The sequence below is a fragment of the Amycolatopsis sp. NPDC043887 genome, from assembly GCF_056435665.1.
The window spans coordinates 142,098-159,205 of sequence record NZ_JBWKEB010000016.1; the positions used below are offsets into that span (position 1 = coordinate 142,098).

Below are 17,108 nucleotides of genomic sequence, written 5' to 3' on the forward strand. Positions count from 1 at the left end.
GCCCTATTTGGTCCTTAGGGGCTGGTCAAGCGAAGGAGGATGCTCGTTGCCCTACGTCCTCGGCATCGATATCGCCTCGACCCGCACCACCGCCGCCACCTGCGTGGACTCCGGCGACGGCTGGGGCGTGCCCGAGCCGTCGTGGCTCGGCGCGCGCGGCCCGGCGGCGGCGTCCGCGGTGTTCCTCGACGACGACGGCTACCTGCTCACCGGGGACGCCGCGGTCGAGGCGGGCCGGTCCGCGCCCGCCCGCCTGCTCACCGGGTTCCACGAACGGGTCGGCGACGACGTCCCCGTGATCGTCGGCCGTGAACGGTTCCCGCCCGAATCCCTCAGCGCGGTCCTCGTGGACGCCGCGGTGGATCAAGCGGCCGAACGCTTCGGCGAGAAACCGCGCCACATCGTGCTCACGCACCCCGTCGGCTGGGGTTCGTTCCGCCGGGACCTGCTGCGCCGGGCGCTGGCCGAAGCCGGATTCCCCCGTGCCGCGCTGGTGGCGGCGCCTGTCGCCGCCCTGCACGCGTACCTCGCCCCGCACGGCGACGTCACCGCCGGTGTCTGCGAATTCGGCCCGGACGGCGCGGTGGTCACGATCGCCGCCGCCGGGGTGAACGGCTGGCAGCCGGTCAAAACGGTGGAAGGCGTCGAGCCCGGTGAGGCCGTCGGCAAGGTCTTCGAACTCGCGCACGGCGCCGGGATCCCGCCCCAAGCGCTGGCAGGCATCGTGCTCTGCGGCGAAGCCCCGCCGGTTCCCGGCCGGACCCCGTGCCCTCTCTTCGCGTCGAGCGACCCGGTGCTGACGGTGGCGACCGGGGCGGCCAACATCGCTGCGCGACGTGACGTTCCTCAACCCGGCGGGGCCGGATCGAACGCCGTCGCGACCATCGAAACCACCCTGCTCCCCCGGGTCGACATGCCCGAAGAGCTCACCGAGCGACCCGAACGGCCGCCGGTGGACATCACCCCCTTCCCCTTGCCAGAACGCACCGGGGCGGCGAAACTGCTCAGCCGGCGCAAGCCTCTCGTCGCCGGAGCCGCGGTCGTGGTGCTGGCCGCGTCCACCCTGCTGCTCACCCTGACCACTCGAGAAGCCACCGCGGACAAGGGTCCCGAAGCCCCTCCCACCACTTCGAGCTCGTGCGCGCCGCCCACCCCCGGTGCCACGCCGTCCACCCCCGAAGGTCGCTGTTGAACGCACTGCTCGACAAGCCCGGCATCATCCATCCGGGTGCCCGGCGCCTGCTCGACGAGGTGACCACCGCCCCGGAACTCCCGGTGCGGGTCACCGTCGTCGCCCCCGGCGGGCACGGCAAGACCCATCTGCTCGGCCAGCTCGGACGTCACTACGCGGACGCGGGGGTCGAAGCGCTGCTGGTCGACGACGCCGACCAGCTCGACGACGACGAGATCGCGAAGATCAAGGCCCAGGCCGAAGAAACCACGGCACCCGTGGTGCTGGCGTTCCGGCCGGCGGCGCGGACGACGACCCTGCGCGTCCTCGCCGATTCCTTCGGCAGGTCGGTGGCGTTGGGCGCGTTCGGCGTCGACGACGTCCGGCGGCTCGTCGAGCACGCCGGAGGTGACGTGGCCATGGCGGAGGACGTCCACGCCAGGACCGGCGGTGTCCCGGGATTCGTGCTCCGCGCGGTCACCGGCAGGCTCGCGGACTTCCGCGGTGAGCTGGAGCAGCTGGACGACGACGTGCACCGCTACCTGATCGCGGCGGAGGCGGGCGCGGGCCGGAATCTCGATCTGCTGGCGGCGTTGCTGAACCGCGATCGCGAAGGGCTGCCCGAGGTCTTCGACAGTGCCAGGGCGACCGGTCTGCTCGGCGAGGACGACGTGCTGCTGCCGATCGCCGCCGAAGCCATCCGGACCTGGGGGTCGCCAGGGCGGCGGCTGACGGTGCTGCAGCGGCTGGTTGAACTCCAGCTGCGGGACGGGCTTCCGGTGCTGGAGCTCGCTCGTTCCCTGCTGGGGACCGGAAGTTCGGGCGCGAGCGCGGCGGCGGCCTTCGAGGCGGCCGCCCGTGAGGCGATGTCCGACGACACGAAACTCGCGGCGCGGTTCTACGAAGCCGCGTCCGAGGCCGGTGGGCGCGGCGCGGCGCTCACCGTCGGCTGGGCGCACGCCGCGGCGCTGGCCGGTGACCTCGACACCGCGCTCCGGCTCGGCGACGGCATGCTCGGCAGCACATCGGATACGGACGCCAGGGCCGCGGGCGCCGAAGTGGCGGCGACCGTGCTGGCGCATCGCGGCGAACTCGCGCACAGCGCGGAGCTGTACCAATGGTCCGGCCGGGCGGGCTCGAAGGCGTTGGCCGCGATCGCGTTGCTGGGCACCGGAAATCTCGAAGCCGCCCGAGGCGTGCTGGAGACTCCCGAAGTCCCGACCCTGTTCGCGGGCGCCGCTTCACGGATGGCGCGGGCGGTCACCGATTCGGTGTCCGGCTGCGGCGCGGAGACGCTGTCGGCCCTGCTGGGCGCGGCCTCGATGCTGGAATCGGCGGGCGCGCCGGCGCCGCTCCCGGACAGCCCGGCGGCCCTCGCGGCGTTGGTGGGCCTGCATTCCGGCGAACTCGCGCTGGCCGAGTCGGTGCTGAGACGCGCGGTGGACGGGCGGATCGGCGGTGATCTGCTCGCGAAACGGCACCGGCTGCTGCTCGGCTGGGTCGCGATGACCGCGGGCGACCTCAAGACGGCCGCCGAGGCGCTGATGCCGCCGGACGGTCTCGAAGCACGAGACGAACTTTTCGCCGCCACCCTGCAGTTGGGGCTGGCGCGGCGAGCGAGCGATCTTCCCGGTCTGCAACGCTCCTGGGACCGGGCGTACCAGGCTTCGATGCGGCAGCAGCCGGACCTGTATTCGTTGCTGCCACTGGGAGAACTCGCGATCGCGGCCGCTCGGGGCGGCGCGGGCGCCAAACTGGCGGGCCAGCTGGAACGGGCGCACTCCGTACTCGACGCGCTCGGCAACCCTCCACTGTGGACAGCCACCCTGCGCTGGCATGAACTTCACGCCGCCATCACCGTCGAAGATCACGCGTCGGCGGGCGAACATCTGGCCGCGCTCAACGACTTCGCGTCCTGCGGCCGCTATCCGGCCGCACTCGCCGCCGCCGCGACCGGCTGGCTCGCCGTCCTGACCGGAACCGTCGATCCCGAGGCGATCACCGCGTCCTCTTCGGAACTGCACGAACTCGGGCTCTGCTGGGACGCTTCCCGGCTGGCCGGGCAGGCGGCGATCCGGACCTCGGACCGGAAAGCGATGGTCCAGCTGCTCGAAGCGGCGCGGCAGTTCCAAGGGCGCGCTCCGGAGCCCGCCGCGCCCACCGGGCTGAGCGCGCTGAGTGAACGGGAGCTGGAGGTCGCCCGGCTGGTCGTCGACGGGCTGACGTACAAGCAGGCCGGGAGCAAACTGTTCATCTCGGGGAAGACCGTGGAGCACCACATGGCGCGGATCCGGGGGAAACTCGGCGCCGGAGACCGGCGGGAGCTGCTGGCCATGCTGCGGGAGTTGCTCCCCGCGGGCGAGGGCTGAGGCGGGTTCGGGCCTGCCTATCGCTCCGCGAGGTAGGCGTCCTCCGCGGCGTAGTCGAACATCGGCGCGAAATAGTCGTGGTCGAAACCTGCCGGGAGCCGATCGGTGGAGCCCAGCCAGTCCAGCTCGGCGGTCACGGTGGCGGCGTAGTCGCCGACCGGCCGGTAGCCCAGTCGCCCGGCCGCGGACATGTCCAGCCGGATACCCGGTAGACGGTCCCAGGGGTGCCGGCCGAGTCCGGCGGGGGCGTGGTCGTCGAGGAGCACTTCCTCCCACCGATGGCCGAGGTGTTTCGCGACGGTTCTCGAGATGTCCAGGGCGTCGGGTGCGTCCGGGTCCGCGGCATTGAGGACACGCCTGCCCGGGCTTTCCGCGGCGGTTTCGATCAGCGCGGCGATGTTCCCGGCCGCACTCGGGTGGTCGACGCCGCGGCCACCGCGGGACAGGAGAAGGACTTCGCGCCAGTCGGCCACGCGTTTGACGAACACCCATTCGCCGGGCTTGGCCGACCCCTCTCCATGGACTTTGGACGGTCGCAGAACGGTGACCGGGTATCCGCTGTCGAGCAGGACATGTTCCGCGGCCACCTTGTTGGCGCCGTAGCCGTCGCGAGTGCGGTAGTCGACATCCTCGCGTGGGGCCATGGTGGGCTGCGACTCGCGGATCGGCCCGTCGAAAACCGGCGCGACGGCCGAGTTCACGTGGTTGCCCGCCGAGTCGACGTACACGGCTTTGCTGGAGATCATCACCGTGGACCCCACATCGTCCAGCAGCGGCAGCAGATCACGGGCGTGTGCGGCGGTGAAGCACAGACAGTCGACCACCAGATCCGCCCCCGCACCGAGCGCCGCCGCGAGGCTGCCGGGTTCGCCGCGGTCCCCGGCGACGAACCGGCCGCCCGCGACCGCGATGTCCTCGGGCATACGCGAGGAGTCCCGGCCGACAACGGTCACCTCCCAACCGGCGGCCAGCAACCGGCGTGCTGTGGCGCGACCGATCAGCCCGGTCCCACCGAGAACGACCGCGTGCGACATCGATCAACGATAACGCCCTTCGTCCGCTGAGGGTTGATAGACAGGACGGGTGAACGCCTTCTATCACCTGTGCTTCGTCGTCCGAGATATCGGACAGGCGACCGAGGACCTCACCCGCACTCTCGGTGTGACCTGGAGTCCGGTCCGTGCGGGCACCCTCGGGGATTGGGACTACGAAATCGTGTTCTCGACCGACGGGCCACCGTTCTTCGAGGTGATCCAAGGACCCGCCGGCAGTCCGTGGGATGCGACCGGCGGTTCCCGCTTCGACCACATCGGCTACTGGTCCAAGGACGTCATGACGGACAAACAGCGCCTGGCGGATCGAGGCGCGCCGATCGAGTTCGACTCCTGCCCGTACGGTCGTTCCTTCACCTACCACCGGCTCGACAGCATCGGGGCCCGGATCGAGCTGGTCGATCTCGCGGTCCAGCCGGGTTTTCGCGACACCTGGGCCAAGGACGCGGCGACGATGCCGCCACTCGGCTTCGACGACCCGGCCGCCGGTCCGTGACGGTCAGCCCAGCACCGTGCCCGAGTTCGCGGCGTTTCGGTCGCGCTTACGGGAGAACGCACCCAGGCCGATCTCCAGGCCGGTGCGCGGGGCCCGGAACCGGACGGGCGACGCGTCGTGGTCGGCGCCGTTCTCCACCTGGTCGATCAGCTCCGTCATCAGCTGCCCCACGACCGGCGCGTTCTTGAACTGGTTGCCACTCGTTCCGATCGCGAGATAGAAGCCCTCGAGATCGGTGCGGTCGTAGATCGGAGTCCAATCGTCGGCGACGTCGTAGACGCCCACCACGCCGCGCGCCCGGTTGGGCACCGCCAGCTCGGGCATCCGCCGCGCGGCTCGCGTCACCTGAGCCTCGAAGACCGCGGCCGTCGGGTGGATGTCGACGGCGTCCGGGTCGTCGGTCCACTGCATCGGATCACACTCCGGTTCCGTTCCGCCGACGAGCAGGCCCTCTCCTCCTTCACCGCGGAAGTAGGTGCCCAGATCCATGTCCGCCACCACGGGCCCTCCATAGCCCTCCGGGACCGGCACGTGCGCTACCTCCTGCCTCATCGGTCGCACACCGACGGTGAAGTCGGAACCCACGCCTGCCAAGCGATTCACCGCGCCCGACCACGGACCGGCCGCGTTGACCACGACGGCACAGGGAATCCGGGTGCCGTCCGACAGTCGCACCGACGTCACGCGCCCGCCTGCCTTCTCCACCGCTGTCACCGTGCTGCGGAAGCGGAACTCCGCCCCGCATGCCGAGGCCGCGGAGGCGAGGTTCACGGCGGCGAGGCCCGGGTCCGAGACATAACCGGCGTCCGGGGTGTACACGCCACCGAGCGAGTGTTTCGCGTCCTCCCAGAATTCCTCGTCGTCGAGCCGCTTCGGCGGCCAATAGCGGCCAGCGTCGATACTTGGAACGCGCTCGGCCAAGGTCGCGCTGTCCCATTCCTCGTAGGGAACCCCGATCTCATCGAACAACGGAAGCCACGACGTACGCGGAGCCGCCTCGACGTCCAGCATGACCAGCCCGCTCTTGCGGAACATCGCGAGGTCGCCGACATCGTGCCCGAGGTGGCCTGCCCAGTCGAGCCAGCCGAAATGCGCCTCCCACGCCGTCGCCACCCCGGCGGTGGTGGAGAAATTGAACCGGACGATCGCACTCGATGCCGAGGTCGACCCCTGTCCGGCCCCCGCGGCCCGATCGAGCGCGATGACCCGGTACCCCGACCGGGCGAGCTCGAGGGCGATCGACGAACCGATCACCCCTGTCCCGATCACGACCACGTCGGCACTCGGGCGCTTACCGGGCACGGCAGGTCCTGAGGTAGCTGAGGAACGAAGCCTGCAGCCCGGTCACGTGCGTTTCGCGCAGGACCGCGCTGGTGACCGCTCCGCCGCGTGAGGAGAGGCGGTGCAGGACGGTGGCCGTGTTCTTCGTGAGGTTTTGGTAGATGGCCAGGTCCCCGAGCAGCTCTCGCTCGTTGAGGGTCACATGCAGCTGGGTGGCATGGTGCCTGTCCCCCAGCTCTTGGAGTTGGGCGAAGATCTGGCTGTCTTCACTGGCGACGCCGGGGCTGCCCGCTCCGATGCTCTCGAAGAGCGTGCAACCGGTGAGCCAGGTGTAGAGGCTGAACAGGCCGCCGTAGGAGTAGCCGAAAAGCCCGTGACCGCTCGTGGCTGTGCCGTAGTCGCGTTCGATCCGCGGGTGCAGTTCCGCGGTGAGGAAGCCCAGGAACGCATCGGCGTGGGTGTCGCGCAGTTCGGCGAGGTAGGCATCGGATTCCTCCCGGGTCCTCGCGCCCGCTCGAACTCCCATCTCCACGGCATCGATGAGCTCCTTGGCGATCGGCTCGCCGGGTGGCACGAGGTCCCTGTTGCGCAGCCGATCCCAGTGCTGTGCTTCCTCGCCTGCGTAGCCGACGCTGACTTGGATGTAGGGCTGTATCCGTTGCATGGGGTCCGCCTGGGTGACGATGAGCGGAGCCGTCATGCCCACGGCCCAGTTGCCGTCGAGCACATACACGGCAGGCGCTTGCGTCGTGGCGGGGTCGTAGCCCGGTGGTGTGGTGACCCAGACGCCGTAGTCGTGCCCACCGCTGGAGCGCATCTCGAAGTAGTCGGTGCCGGCGAGACAGCCGTGCCACATAGTGCTCATCGAAGGTCCTTCACGACTCGGCCGGCCTTGAGAACGAGGACGGCATTGGCGGGATCAGCGAACAGCTCCGGGTCTTCGACCGGGTTGCCGTTCCACAACACGAGGTCTGCCTGCGCGCCGGGCGCGATGACACCGACTTGGCCGGACAGTCCGAGGATCTCGGCGTTGGTCTTGGTGGCCGCCACGAGAGCTTCCATCGGTGTTTCGAGCTTTGCGCGCAGCCTGAGCTCCTCACCTCGACGGTGCTGAGCCGGACCGATGAGATCGGAACCGAGCCCGATCCGCACTCCGGCCTCCTTGGCGACAGCGAGCGCCTCGGTCATCCGCTCGCGAACACCCAGCACACGATCGCGGGTCGATTCGTCGAGGCCGGCGCCAGCGGTGTCGTGCAGCAGTTGCTCGACGACGGCGAACGTGGGCACGAGGGCGACCTCGCGAGTGGCCATCAGGGTGGCCGTGGACTCGTCGAGGTCGGTGCCGTGTTCGACACAGCGCACCCCGGCCTCGACCGCGTTCCGGATGCCGTCGTTGTTGTGGGCGTGAACGGTCACGTAGGTGCCCCGCGCCGCGGCTTCCTGGACGGCGACGGCGATCTCCTCGACGGTGAACTGGGTGTCGGTCAGCCGGTCGTGCGCCCCGACCACGCCGCCGGTCACGCAGAGTTTCAGGAAGGAGGCTCCGCGACGGAACGCTTCGCGCACGTTGTGCCGCAGCTCGTCCGCGTTGCCCGACATCATGGACAGGGCGCACAGACCCGGAACGTGATGGCTGCTCCACAGCTCGGTGGGTTCCCAGTCGGCTCCGTAGTAGCCGTGCCCACCGATCTGGCACTGAACCGGTCCGCAGGACAGGACGCGTGGCCCCCTGACCTTGCCCTTGGCGATCGTGGTGACGAGGCCGCCGTCGATCCCGCCGGTGTCCCGAACGGTGGTGAACCCGGAATCGAGCGCCGCGCCGGCCGTCGCGAAGATGTCCGCCGCGAGCTCGGCGGCGCTCATCCGAAACGAGAACTGCGGCTGGATCGGGCTCGACAAGCCCAAGTGGACGTGAGCGTCGATCAGGCCGGGCGTCATCGTCAGGCCTCCGGCATCCAGGCGCTCGCCGTGTGCGACGGAGGCACCGACGTGGGCGATATGACCGTCTTCAATGCTGACGTCGACGTCGGCTGGGTCGCGACCCGATCCGTCGAGGACCGCCGCGCCGACCACCTGAACACGTCCCACGAGTCGTTCCCTCCGCCGTTGCGAGCCGGCTGCGACCATGTGTGACGCGACACGGCACCGTCAGCGCTTCTTTTCCAATGGATAAACTGTGGGAGTGATCTTGTCAAGCGCGGAACGCAAGGGCGACGCACGCGAGCGTCTCCTGGCTCGGCTTCTCGACGCCTTCGACGAGGCGCTTCCCGCGCCGGAGGTGTCGCTCCGTGAGATCGCCGCCAGGGCCGGGACCAGCCACGCCCTCTTGCGATACCACTTCGGGTCGCTCCCGGGCGTGTTGGCAGCCATGCTCAAGGCGCAGCGATCTCGTGACAACGAGGTGCTTTTCGAGGCCGCCCAGCGGGGCACCTTCGACGACTTCGTCGTGGCGACCTGGCGGGCCTACACCCGTCCGGAGCAGCTGTCGCGTGTCCGCGGCTTCTTCCACGTCGTAGGTCTGGCCGCGTACAGCCCAGAGGACTTTCGCGAGTTCATCGACTCGCTCGACGACCTGACCAAGATGCTGGCCTCGCTCGCGGAACGCGAAGGACTCGACGCCGAGGAAGCGCTGACTTTGGCCACCGTCACCATTGCCGCGATGCGTGGCCTTCTCCTCCAGGAGGTCCTGACTCCGGCAGGCCACTCGGAGGCCGCGGTCGCTTTGATCCTGCGCATGAGCAAGGGCCGATCCGTCCCACGGACATGTCCGGGGCCTTGAGCAGGCTCAGGGGCGGGAGACGGCGGGTGATCCCCGCACCGCGTCGATCCAGTCGGGAAATGCTTGCGCGACAAAGAAGGCCGGCGCGGTCTCCCGCGTGCCCGGATGCGCCCGGCTCGGTACACCGGCACACTCTGGCCGTGACCGACTTTCCGGCGGACGTGGAGACGCACTACCGACGTCTGGCAGCACAACGACACTGGCCACCGGAGACCGAATCCGCGTTCCGGGCGAGCGTCGCGTGGTACCGGGCGTTGGACGAGGGTTCCGAGCCTCGCCAGTACTACGAGTACGTGGACCACGAAGGCTTGGTCGACGAAGGAGCCCGCCGGCTGTGGGAGGCGATCGCGGTCGACCACGAGACCGTGGCCATCAAGCAGATCGAGCAGGATTCTTCCGGGGCTGTTCACCGCTACTGGTGGCGGAACATCGAGGATGACACCGGCGGGCTCACCGACCAGGCACTCGACCCCGGCCTCACACCTGTTTCCCGAGCTACGTTCTACGCGCTCTGGGACCGAGGCGGCGACCCCGGTTCTGAAGGGGCGTAACAACTTCCAGGTCAGGGCCGGCCGGGAACGACCCATCATTGCCTCTGACCGTGAGGACCGCGCTGAACGCCCAGCGCGGTCGTCGTGCTGGTTCACCGCGGAGTGCGGACGTCCTGAACGCCGCTCGGGCTCGAACCGCCGGACTTCCCGCATCCACCGCACGCAAGTGGCCGGGAGCGGGACATGCCCCCCGGCCACCGGCCCGCTATTCGGGCAGGGTGTCGGTCCACTCGGCGTCGATCCTGGCGCCGGCGGGGTCGGCCACCTTGTACACCGCCCCGTCCATGGTGACGAAGACCGACGTCCCGTTCACCCGTCCGGTCGCCGGATCGACGACGAGCCGCTCGCCCGTGGGCAGCAACAGTCCCAGCCCGCCCGGCACCGTGCCGAGGTTTTCGACACCTGGATATTCGGCGATCACGCGCAAGGCCGTGGCCCGGACCTCCGGCGTGGCCGGCAGGGTGGACACCAGTGAGATCAACGACTGGAAGCCGGCTTGTTCCCGGTCGCTCGCGGTGAGCTCACCCGCGCTCGTCCTGGCGTCGCTGCGCTCGAGGGCCTCGGCGATCCAGGCCTTCAACGCGCCCGGGTCCGTCGGCAGGGCACGCAACTGCTCGAGGGTCAGATCGACGGCGACCAGTGAGAACGGGGTGGTCGAAAGCGCCTTCACCGGTGTGACCTTGCCTCCCGTCTTCGCTCCCCGCATCCACGACTGACCGTCCGGCTTGATCCAGTACTCATACCCACTCGAAGCAGCGGAGCCCTCCGCCTCGGTCATCTTCACGTGCCAGTACGTGCCGGCCCCCTCAGGGGAACGCTCAGCGGCGGTGGCGGCCGCGAGCAGGATCTCCTGCCCAGTGACCGTTCGCACCGGCGGACCGTCGACCGGTGCGGCCGGCATGGCCGCGATCGCCGCGGCGGCCGCGGCGGCCGCCGTGAGTCCGGCTCCCGCGACCAGCCATCCGGTCCGCCGCCGGGAAGTCCGGCCACCGCGAATCCGGTTCTGGAGCCGGTGCCGGCTGCGGTCGACCACGTCCTGGGACGGCTCGTCCAGGGCCAGCGCGGCGCGCAGCGTCTGCAGGTCATTCATCGAGTGCCTCCGGGGTGAGGATGAAGTTGAGCTTCTTGCGTGCACGGTTGAGCCGGGAACCGACCGTGCCGGAGGAGATACCGAGCGCCGCGGCCACTTCCTCGTACCCGAGCTGGCCGAGCGCCACGAGCAGCAGCACGTCCCGTTCCCCGGCGGACAGCCGCGACAGCGCGTTCGCGAGCTGAGGAAGCAGCCGCCTGGCGGCCACCGACGCGACCACCCTGCTCTCGTGCCCCTCGACCGCCGGTGCGACGCTCACCCGTGCCAGCGCCCGATAGTGGCGAGCCTCCCTGCGGCGGTGCCTGGCCACCAGATTCGTGGCGATACCGAACAGCCAGACCCGCACCTCACCGCGTTCGGCGTCGAACGCGCCGCGTCGGTCGAACGCGACGAGGAACGTCTCCGCGGCGATGTCCTCCGCGGTCTGCGCGTCCAGCCGTCCGGCCACATACCGGTAGATGGCCGCGAAGTAGCGATCGTGCACTTCGGTGAACAGTTCCGGGTCCTGCGGCAACCGGGCGGCCAGGTCGGCATCGGTCACCTGCTCGCCCGTTCCCGCTGTCATGTGCCCGCCTCTGACATGTGGGTCCTTCCCGTCTGCAGTCAGCTTTCACCACCACTTCGCCGACGGCCGGTTTCTTCTTCCCGCCCGGCTGTGACGTGCCGCCCGCGCCGTCATGTCACGGCTCCCATCCGGTGTGGCCTCAGCGTCTGAACCGCCATGACGCGAACGTGATCCAGGCACGGCTTGCTCCGACCACGACTTTTGCAGCTGACAGCCGATGCCGCCGAAGGTGGTCCGCCACAGTTCTTGCTTGCCGAGCTAGGCGGAGTTCTTCCAGCAGCACATGGATGACCAGCGAGGCTGGGACGGAGTCCGAACCTGGAAGTGCCTCGAAAGAGAGCTGGAATCGATGCGTCCCATCAGTACGGCCAGGTGCGGCCGCGGGTCACCCTCCAGAGGTTTCACCCCGACCGGCTGGGCCGCGACCGGTGACTTGACGATCGAGCCCGGAGAGCAATCGTCGCGAATCACCCGAGGGATCAAGGTACTGGCGACTGGCTCGTACCGGTTTCCTGCACCGCCCAGCGGCGTGAGCCGACGACGTCACGTGCGCTCAGAGTCGGCGGCCTGTGGCCGCTTCCCGCCATTCGGCGTGACAGGTCTCCTGTTCCGCGACAGTTGCGATCCGGTCGAGCTCGGCATCGGCCAGCGTGGCGACCAGGTCGGCTTCCGAAGCCTTGTGGCCGGTCCGCATGACGTAGATCCGCGAACCGCCGCCCATATCCCTGCACATCCCGCTCGGGTACGTATCGCGGCGGGCCCCTTGAACGGCGATCGCCCAACCCCCAGGCTCCAGCTGACGACGCAGCCGGACAAGAGACTCGAACATGTCCATGGCGGTGGCCGTATACCGGTCACCGTCGAGGAACAGCTCGATCCGATAGAGCGGCCGTGGCCCGTCGTAGCCGTCCAGCCAGCCCCGCAGCCTCGCTTGTCGTCGCTCGGCGCCCCGCGCCACCAGCACTTCCCGGTCTTCCAGCAGTCTCGGATAGTCCTCGCTCACTCAGTTATTCAAGCAGGCGAGCCGGGCCGTCGGTGGCGTTCCGACTGCACGAAAGTCCCGTTCACTCTCCGCGTAAATCCGATCACGCTCGCGATCGCATTCGAACGTAGGTTCGAGTATGATCATGGGCATGACCACAACTCTCCCTTATAACCCGAAGGCCGCTCGCTTTCTTGACACCGCGTTCGACGAAGAGCTTTCACTTCGCCGGACACAGGGACGTCAGGTGCGAGCGTTAGCCGACTTCGCCGCTCGCGGTGGATCACGAAGATCTGTGACCGAGGAGGTCGCCTTGCGCTTCTCGGTCACCCGCAATCACGCGTTCCTGCTCGTCGAGACCTCTTGTGCTCTTGTCGCTCGCCTGCCGAACACACTGGCGGCGTTGGAGCGTGGCGATATCGACCTGTACAAGGCTTCCAAGGTCATGCAACTGACACGGGAAGTATCGGACGAAGTCGCGGCGCAGGTCGACGCCTGGCTGACCGGACGTCTCGCCGATCGCGATCCTGGCGCGATCCGGGGCTCGGTGAGTCACGCCGTGCAGAAATTCGATCCTGACGGCTATCGCGAACGAGCCGCCAAGAAACGCGCGTTGCGGCATATCTCGTTGGAACACCACGACGAGACCATGTCCACGCTCTCCGGCCATCTTCCCACGGAAGTCGCCAGTTCCGTTTACGCGTCGCTGAGCCGAGCCGCGCGAGCCCGGCGGAACAACGACAAATCCCGCACCCTCGACCAGCATCGCGCCGATATCTTCGCCGAACGCCTGCTGGCTGAGGACGGACACGGCAAGCCGCGTGCGCATATCCATGTCTATGTCGATTTCTTGACACTGGCCGGCGCGCGCAACGACCCCGCGGCACTCGCCGGGTACGGACCCATCCCCGATTGGCTGGTCCGCGAGATCGCTTCCGCCCCAGGCTCGACCTGGTCGCGGCTGATCACCGACTCCGCCACAGGCCGGCTGTTCGAAGCCGGCGCCGACAAATACCGGTCACCGGCGTCCTTGGCACGGTTGATCAAAGCGCGGGATCGCGAGTGCACGCAACCGGGCTGTCACCGGCCTGCCGAATTCTCCGAGATCGACCACATCACCTCTTGGGCTCGCGACGGCAAGACCAACCAGCACGACTGCCACAGTTACTGCAAAGGCCACAACCTGCTTCGAGAGGAACCCGGGTGGTCGGCCGTGCCCACCGGCGACGGCGGCATGATCATCACCACGCCGAGCGGTCATACCTACGAGACAGCGCCCGAGCCGTTCCACGAACCACGCGCGGATCCCGAAGACGACGAACCTCAAGTCTGAGCACGGAGACGGATGGCCGCAGAACAACGCTGAGAGGACTCCCCACACGCTCGTCCGAGGCACTCGCGGCCCGTCATTCGACGCCCGAGGGCAGCGAACATCAAGCCCGTGTCTCCAACGCCTTCAACGCCGCCCTGACCACCCTCCGCGAAGGATCCTCGACCATCGACCGCACCGAATCGACCGGAACGGCATCCAGAATCCGAAGTGCCCCAACGGCTTGAGCACGCACCCTGGCCACGGGATGCCTCAGCAACGGGTACAGCCGCTGCCCGTCCTCTGCCCGCCCGGCCTCCGCAAGTCCCGCGATGGCTCCGAGAGAAGGGTTTACCCCAGACACAGCGGACCGGTACCAAGCGACGGCGTCGGCGCCCGTACGCCGGGCGGCATCCCGTGCGAGCGCCCGGATCAGCGTGGAACGGTCGTCCAGCAGACCGGCGATCTCCTCCCAATGGCCGAGACGCGCGAGTCCGGTCAGCGCGCTGATCCGTACTTCGCCGTGGCGACAGGCGGCCAGCTTGCGCAGAACGTCCACGCGACCTGTCCAGACGGCGTCGCGGGCGGCGGTCTCACCGGCTCGTACACGGATGCCCTTGTCGGAATGCGTCAGGGCGAGCCCGATCAGCTCGTCGAGTTTGAAATCGCCACGCCGAGTTCGCACCTCGAACGCGAACCTCGGCACCGCGGAGTTCACCGAGCCCATCAGCTGCTCGAGCACCGCCACGGGAACGTCGTAAGCAGCCGCGTACAGCTGTCGCACGCCGAAACCGCCGCGGCGACGGCGCCCCAGGTGAAGCATCGTTTCGGCAGCCGGCCGCAGGTAGGTCGCCGGATCATCGTGCAGCAGCCGGACGACACCCGCGCGGGCGACGTCGCTGACCGGCGATGCCCAGTCCGTCATGCGCACCAGCAGGAAAGGAAGTGTCTCCGGGCGCGGTTTCGCCAGCAGTCTCGTGACCGCCAGTTCCCGGATCCGACCGTTGTGATGCGAAGCAGCGATCGCGATTGCCAGCAGCCCTGCCTTGCCGGTCCTGAGTGGCAAGGCGACGTCATCAAGAGTCCGCTCGTACCGCCAGTACTCGTCGAGTGTCGCGATGAGGGCCGGTGTCTCAGTGATTTTCTCGAAGGCCGCCGCGATTTCAGCGGCATCGCCGGATTTGTCGACGCGCACGAGCGCGTCGACGAGCACGTCCGCACTGCGCCCCCGGCTCTCCAGCGTTTCCCGGAGCGCCTCGGCCACGGACTTCTTTCTCCCGAAGATCACCCGGTGATCCTCCCTCATCTCGCGGCCACCGCGCTCATCCTTTTCGCGGGTAGACGCCCGACCACAAGGCGCGTAGGAACAAGAGAATGGTTGAGGAAAGGTCCAGACGAGTTTTCCTGTCCACCTCGGCGGCGCTCTCGGCGGCCGCCCTGTCTTCCACCGCCCTGTCGACCACTGCCCTGTCGACCACTGCCCTGTCTTCCCCTGCCCTCGCTGATGTTCCAGCCGGCCCCGAAGAACCAGAAGTCCGAGGCCCAGGCGAACGCCTCTCTCCGCAACGCCCCGACGCGGAACTCCGGGCGATCCTCCGAGAAATGGACGAACACCGCATCGAGGCCACCGTACGCAGACTCGCCGCCTTCGGAACCCGGCACACGTTGTCCTCGCAGACCGATCCCGTCCGAGGAATCGGCGCCGCCCGCGACTGGATCTTCGCGGAGATGACGAAATCCGCACAGCGGTCGGGCGGCAGGATGACGGTTGAACTGCAGTCGTATCTCCAGCAGCCCGCCCCGCCCCGGATCCCGGTGGCCACCACGATCACCAACGTCGTCGCCACGTTGCGCGGCTCCACCACCCCCGAACGGGTCTACGTCGTGTCGGGCCACTACGACTCCCGGTGTTCGGATCCGCTCGACGCGACGAAGGACGCTCCAGGCGCCGATGACGACGCTTCCGGAGTGGCCGTCGCGATGGAACTCGCCCGGGTGCTCGCCACTCGCCGCCCGGCGGCGACCATCGTGTTCGCGGCGGTCGCGGGCGAGGAGCAAGGCCTGTTCGGCGCGCGGCACATGGCCACGCTGTACAAGGCGGCGGGCACGAACGTGCAGGCGATGTTCACCAACGACATCGTCGGTTCGAGCCGGGCGGACGACGGCACGAGGGATCCGCGCACGATCCGGTTGTTCGCCGAGGGCGTGCCGACGTCGGAGACCCCGGCACAGGCCGACATCCGGCGCGCGGTCGGCGGGGAGAACGATTCGCCCTCCCGCCAGCTGGCGCGGTTCGTGCGGTCGGTCGCGGAGAACGAGGCGACCGGTATGACCGTGCGGGTGATCCACCGGCGAGACCGCTACCTCCGGGGTGGCGACCACATCCCGTTCCTCGAGCAGGGATATCCGGCCGCGCGGTTCACCGAACCGCACGAGGACTACGCGCACCAGCACCAGGACGTCCGGGTGGAGAACGGCAAGCGGTTCGGCGATTTGCCGGAGTTCTGCGACTTCCCGTTCATCGCCAGGGTCGCGCGGGTCAACGCCGCGACGATGTGGTCGCTGGCGACCGCGCCGGGCACCCCCGAAGACGTCCGAATCCGGACGAACCAGCTTACGAACGACACGGATTTGGTGTGGCGGCGCGGGACGGACCCGGATCTCGCCGGTTACGAGGTCGTCTGGCGGGAGACGACGGCGGCCGACTGGACGCACGCGATCAAGGTCGGCGACAGGACCGAGGCTAAAGTGGATCTGTCGAAGGACAACGTGTTCTTCGGTGTGCGCGCGGTCGGGAAGAACGGCCGCCGCGGTCCGGTCGCGTTCCCGACACCTTTGAGCTGATGCCACGATGACAGTCATCCCCGACGACCTCGACGCGGCGATCGCGAGCGTGACGGACAGCCTGCGCGAGGCGTCGGGCCGTGACTGGCCGGCCGCGCCGGGCACCGGCGAACTCAACGCCTGGCGCACGGCCGAGCATCTCGGCGACTGCCTCATCTCCTACGCGGGACTGCTGATCGCCCGGCCGTCGACGCCGCGTTTCGTCTGCTTCGAAGCCGTCGCCGACCGGGCCGCGACTCCATCGGAGATGCTGGAATTCGTCACGGTAGGCGGCGGCATCCTGAGCGCCACCCTCCGCACGGTGGCCCCGGACGTCCGCGCGTACCACCCGAGCGGCCGCGCCGACCTCGAGGGTTTCGCCGGAATGGGCTGTGTCGAGGTCCTGGTCCACGGCGAGGACATGGCCAGAGGACTCGACGTCACCCTCGATCCCCCGCGCGACGTCTGTTCGCGAGTGCTCGCGCGGATGTTCCCCGAGGTGGACGCCGCCGGCGTCGATCCATGGACGGCGTTGCTGTGGGCGACCGATCGGGCGAGCCTCCCCGGGCGGCCCTCCCGCGCCGGCTGGCAGTGGCGCGGCCCGCCTCTGGACGCCTGAAGCGGCCGGGAGAGCACGGCG

16 protein-coding genes and 1 pseudogene are annotated in these 17,108 nt (G+C 68.9%); 9 read left to right on the forward strand and 8 right to left on the reverse strand.

The window, feature by feature from the left end:
• The first annotated feature begins 46 nt into the window (after nt 1-46).
• Entirely contained in the window at nt 47-1,192 is a 1,146-nt protein-coding gene (locus tag AC069H_RS34475) for a molecular chaperone DnaK (protein ID WP_478235120.1), read from the forward strand.
• A complete protein-coding gene (locus AC069H_RS34480; RefSeq protein ID WP_478230513.1) occupies nt 1,189-3,540 on the forward strand; it encodes a helix-turn-helix transcriptional regulator in 2,352 nt (783 codons plus the stop codon). Before AC069H_RS34475 ends, AC069H_RS34480 begins: the two co-directional genes overlap by 4 nt.
• 17 nt (nt 3,541-3,557) lie before the next feature.
• On the opposite strand, the gene AC069H_RS34485 is transcribed toward AC069H_RS34480, so the two are convergent.
• On the reverse strand, nt 3,558-4,574 hold the full coding sequence (locus AC069H_RS34485; RefSeq protein ID WP_478235121.1) for an NAD-dependent epimerase/dehydratase family protein: 1,017 nt from the start codon (nt 4,572-4,574) through the stop codon (nt 3,558-3,560).
• A 49-nt stretch (nt 4,575-4,623) separates the two neighbouring features.
• Between AC069H_RS34485 and AC069H_RS34490 the strand changes: the two genes are divergently transcribed.
• On the forward strand, nt 4,624-5,088 hold the full coding sequence (locus AC069H_RS34490; RefSeq protein ID WP_478230511.1) for a VOC family protein: 465 nt from the start codon (nt 4,624-4,626) through the stop codon (nt 5,086-5,088).
• A gap of 3 nt (nt 5,089-5,091) precedes the next feature.
• On the opposite strand, the gene AC069H_RS34495 is transcribed toward AC069H_RS34490, so the two are convergent.
• Genes AC069H_RS34495 through AC069H_RS34505 form a run of 3 tightly spaced genes read right to left on the reverse strand, consistent with a single transcriptional unit; the run spans nt 5,092 to nt 8,457 of the window.
• Nucleotides 5,092-6,390, reverse strand: coding sequence for an NAD(P)/FAD-dependent oxidoreductase (locus tag AC069H_RS34495; RefSeq protein ID WP_478235122.1), 1,299 nt, complete (start codon nt 6,388-6,390; stop codon nt 5,092-5,094).
• Nucleotides 6,380-7,234 carry an alpha/beta hydrolase gene (locus tag AC069H_RS34500; RefSeq protein WP_478235123.1) on the reverse strand — a complete coding sequence of 285 codons (855 nt, stop codon included), beginning with the start codon at nt 7,232-7,234 and terminating at the stop codon, nt 6,380-6,382. Before AC069H_RS34500 ends, AC069H_RS34495 begins: the two co-directional genes overlap by 11 nt.
• A complete protein-coding gene (locus AC069H_RS34505; protein ID WP_478235124.1) occupies nt 7,231-8,457 on the reverse strand; it encodes a metal-dependent hydrolase family protein in 1,227 nt (408 codons plus the stop codon). The genes AC069H_RS34500 and AC069H_RS34505 overlap by 4 nt, the downstream gene beginning before the upstream one ends.
• Before the next feature lie 94 nt (nt 8,458-8,551).
• On the opposite strand from AC069H_RS34505, the gene AC069H_RS34510 reads away from it, so the two are divergent.
• Together AC069H_RS34510 and AC069H_RS34515 are read left to right on the forward strand one after the other, a co-directional pair.
• Nucleotides 8,552-9,148 carry a TetR/AcrR family transcriptional regulator gene (locus AC069H_RS34510; protein ID WP_478230507.1) on the forward strand — a complete coding sequence of 199 codons (597 nt, stop codon included), beginning with the start codon at nt 8,552-8,554 and terminating at the stop codon, nt 9,146-9,148.
• A gap of 140 nt (nt 9,149-9,288) precedes the next feature.
• Entirely contained in the window at nt 9,289-9,699 is a 411-nt protein-coding gene (locus AC069H_RS34515; RefSeq protein ID WP_478230506.1) for a hypothetical protein, read from the forward strand.
• Nucleotides 9,700-9,904: 205 nt separating this feature from the next.
• Here the strand turns inward: AC069H_RS34515 and AC069H_RS34520 are convergent, their stop codons facing one another.
• The gene (locus AC069H_RS34520) at nt 9,905-10,789 is read right to left on the reverse strand and encodes a CU044_5270 family protein (RefSeq protein ID WP_478235125.1); all 885 of its coding nucleotides are present in this window, start codon (nt 10,787-10,789) and stop codon (nt 9,905-9,907) included.
• Entirely contained in the window at nt 10,782-11,354 is a 573-nt protein-coding gene (locus AC069H_RS34525) for an RNA polymerase sigma factor (RefSeq protein ID WP_478230504.1), read from the reverse strand. The genes AC069H_RS34520 and AC069H_RS34525 overlap by 8 nt, the downstream gene beginning before the upstream one ends.
• A 283-nt stretch (nt 11,355-11,637) precedes the next feature.
• On the opposite strand from AC069H_RS34525, the pseudogene AC069H_RS34530 reads away from it, so the two are divergent.
• A pseudogene (locus tag AC069H_RS34530) lies at nt 11,638-11,781 on the forward strand (hypothetical protein); the annotation flags it as partial.
• Between the two features lie 126 nt (nt 11,782-11,907).
• Here AC069H_RS34530 and AC069H_RS34535 read toward each other — a convergent pair.
• Complete coding sequence (locus AC069H_RS34535) at nt 11,908-12,357, reverse strand: hypothetical protein (RefSeq protein WP_478230503.1); 450 nt, start codon at nt 12,355-12,357, stop codon at nt 11,908-11,910.
• A gap of 118 nt (nt 12,358-12,475) precedes the next feature.
• Here AC069H_RS34535 and AC069H_RS34540 point away from each other — a divergent pair, with 118 nt between their 5' ends.
• Entirely contained in the window at nt 12,476-13,669 is a 1,194-nt protein-coding gene (locus AC069H_RS34540; protein WP_478235126.1) for an HNH endonuclease signature motif containing protein, read from the forward strand.
• 100 nt (nt 13,670-13,769) lie between these two features.
• Here the strand turns inward: AC069H_RS34540 and AC069H_RS34545 are convergent, their stop codons facing one another.
• Entirely contained in the window at nt 13,770-14,933 is a 1,164-nt protein-coding gene (locus tag AC069H_RS34545) for a HEAT repeat domain-containing protein (RefSeq protein WP_478235127.1), read from the reverse strand.
• Between the two features lie 86 nt (nt 14,934-15,019).
• Between AC069H_RS34545 and AC069H_RS34550 the strand changes: the two genes are divergently transcribed.
• Nucleotides 15,020-16,489 carry a M20/M25/M40 family metallo-hydrolase gene (locus tag AC069H_RS34550; RefSeq protein WP_478235128.1) on the forward strand — a complete coding sequence of 490 codons (1,470 nt, stop codon included), beginning with the start codon at nt 15,020-15,022 and terminating at the stop codon, nt 16,487-16,489.
• Between the two features lie 7 nt (nt 16,490-16,496).
• On the forward strand, nt 16,497-17,087 hold the full coding sequence (locus AC069H_RS34555; protein ID WP_478235129.1) for a maleylpyruvate isomerase mycothiol-dependent enzyme family protein: 591 nt from the start codon (nt 16,497-16,499) through the stop codon (nt 17,085-17,087).
• Nucleotides 17,088-17,108 lie beyond the last annotated feature (21 nt).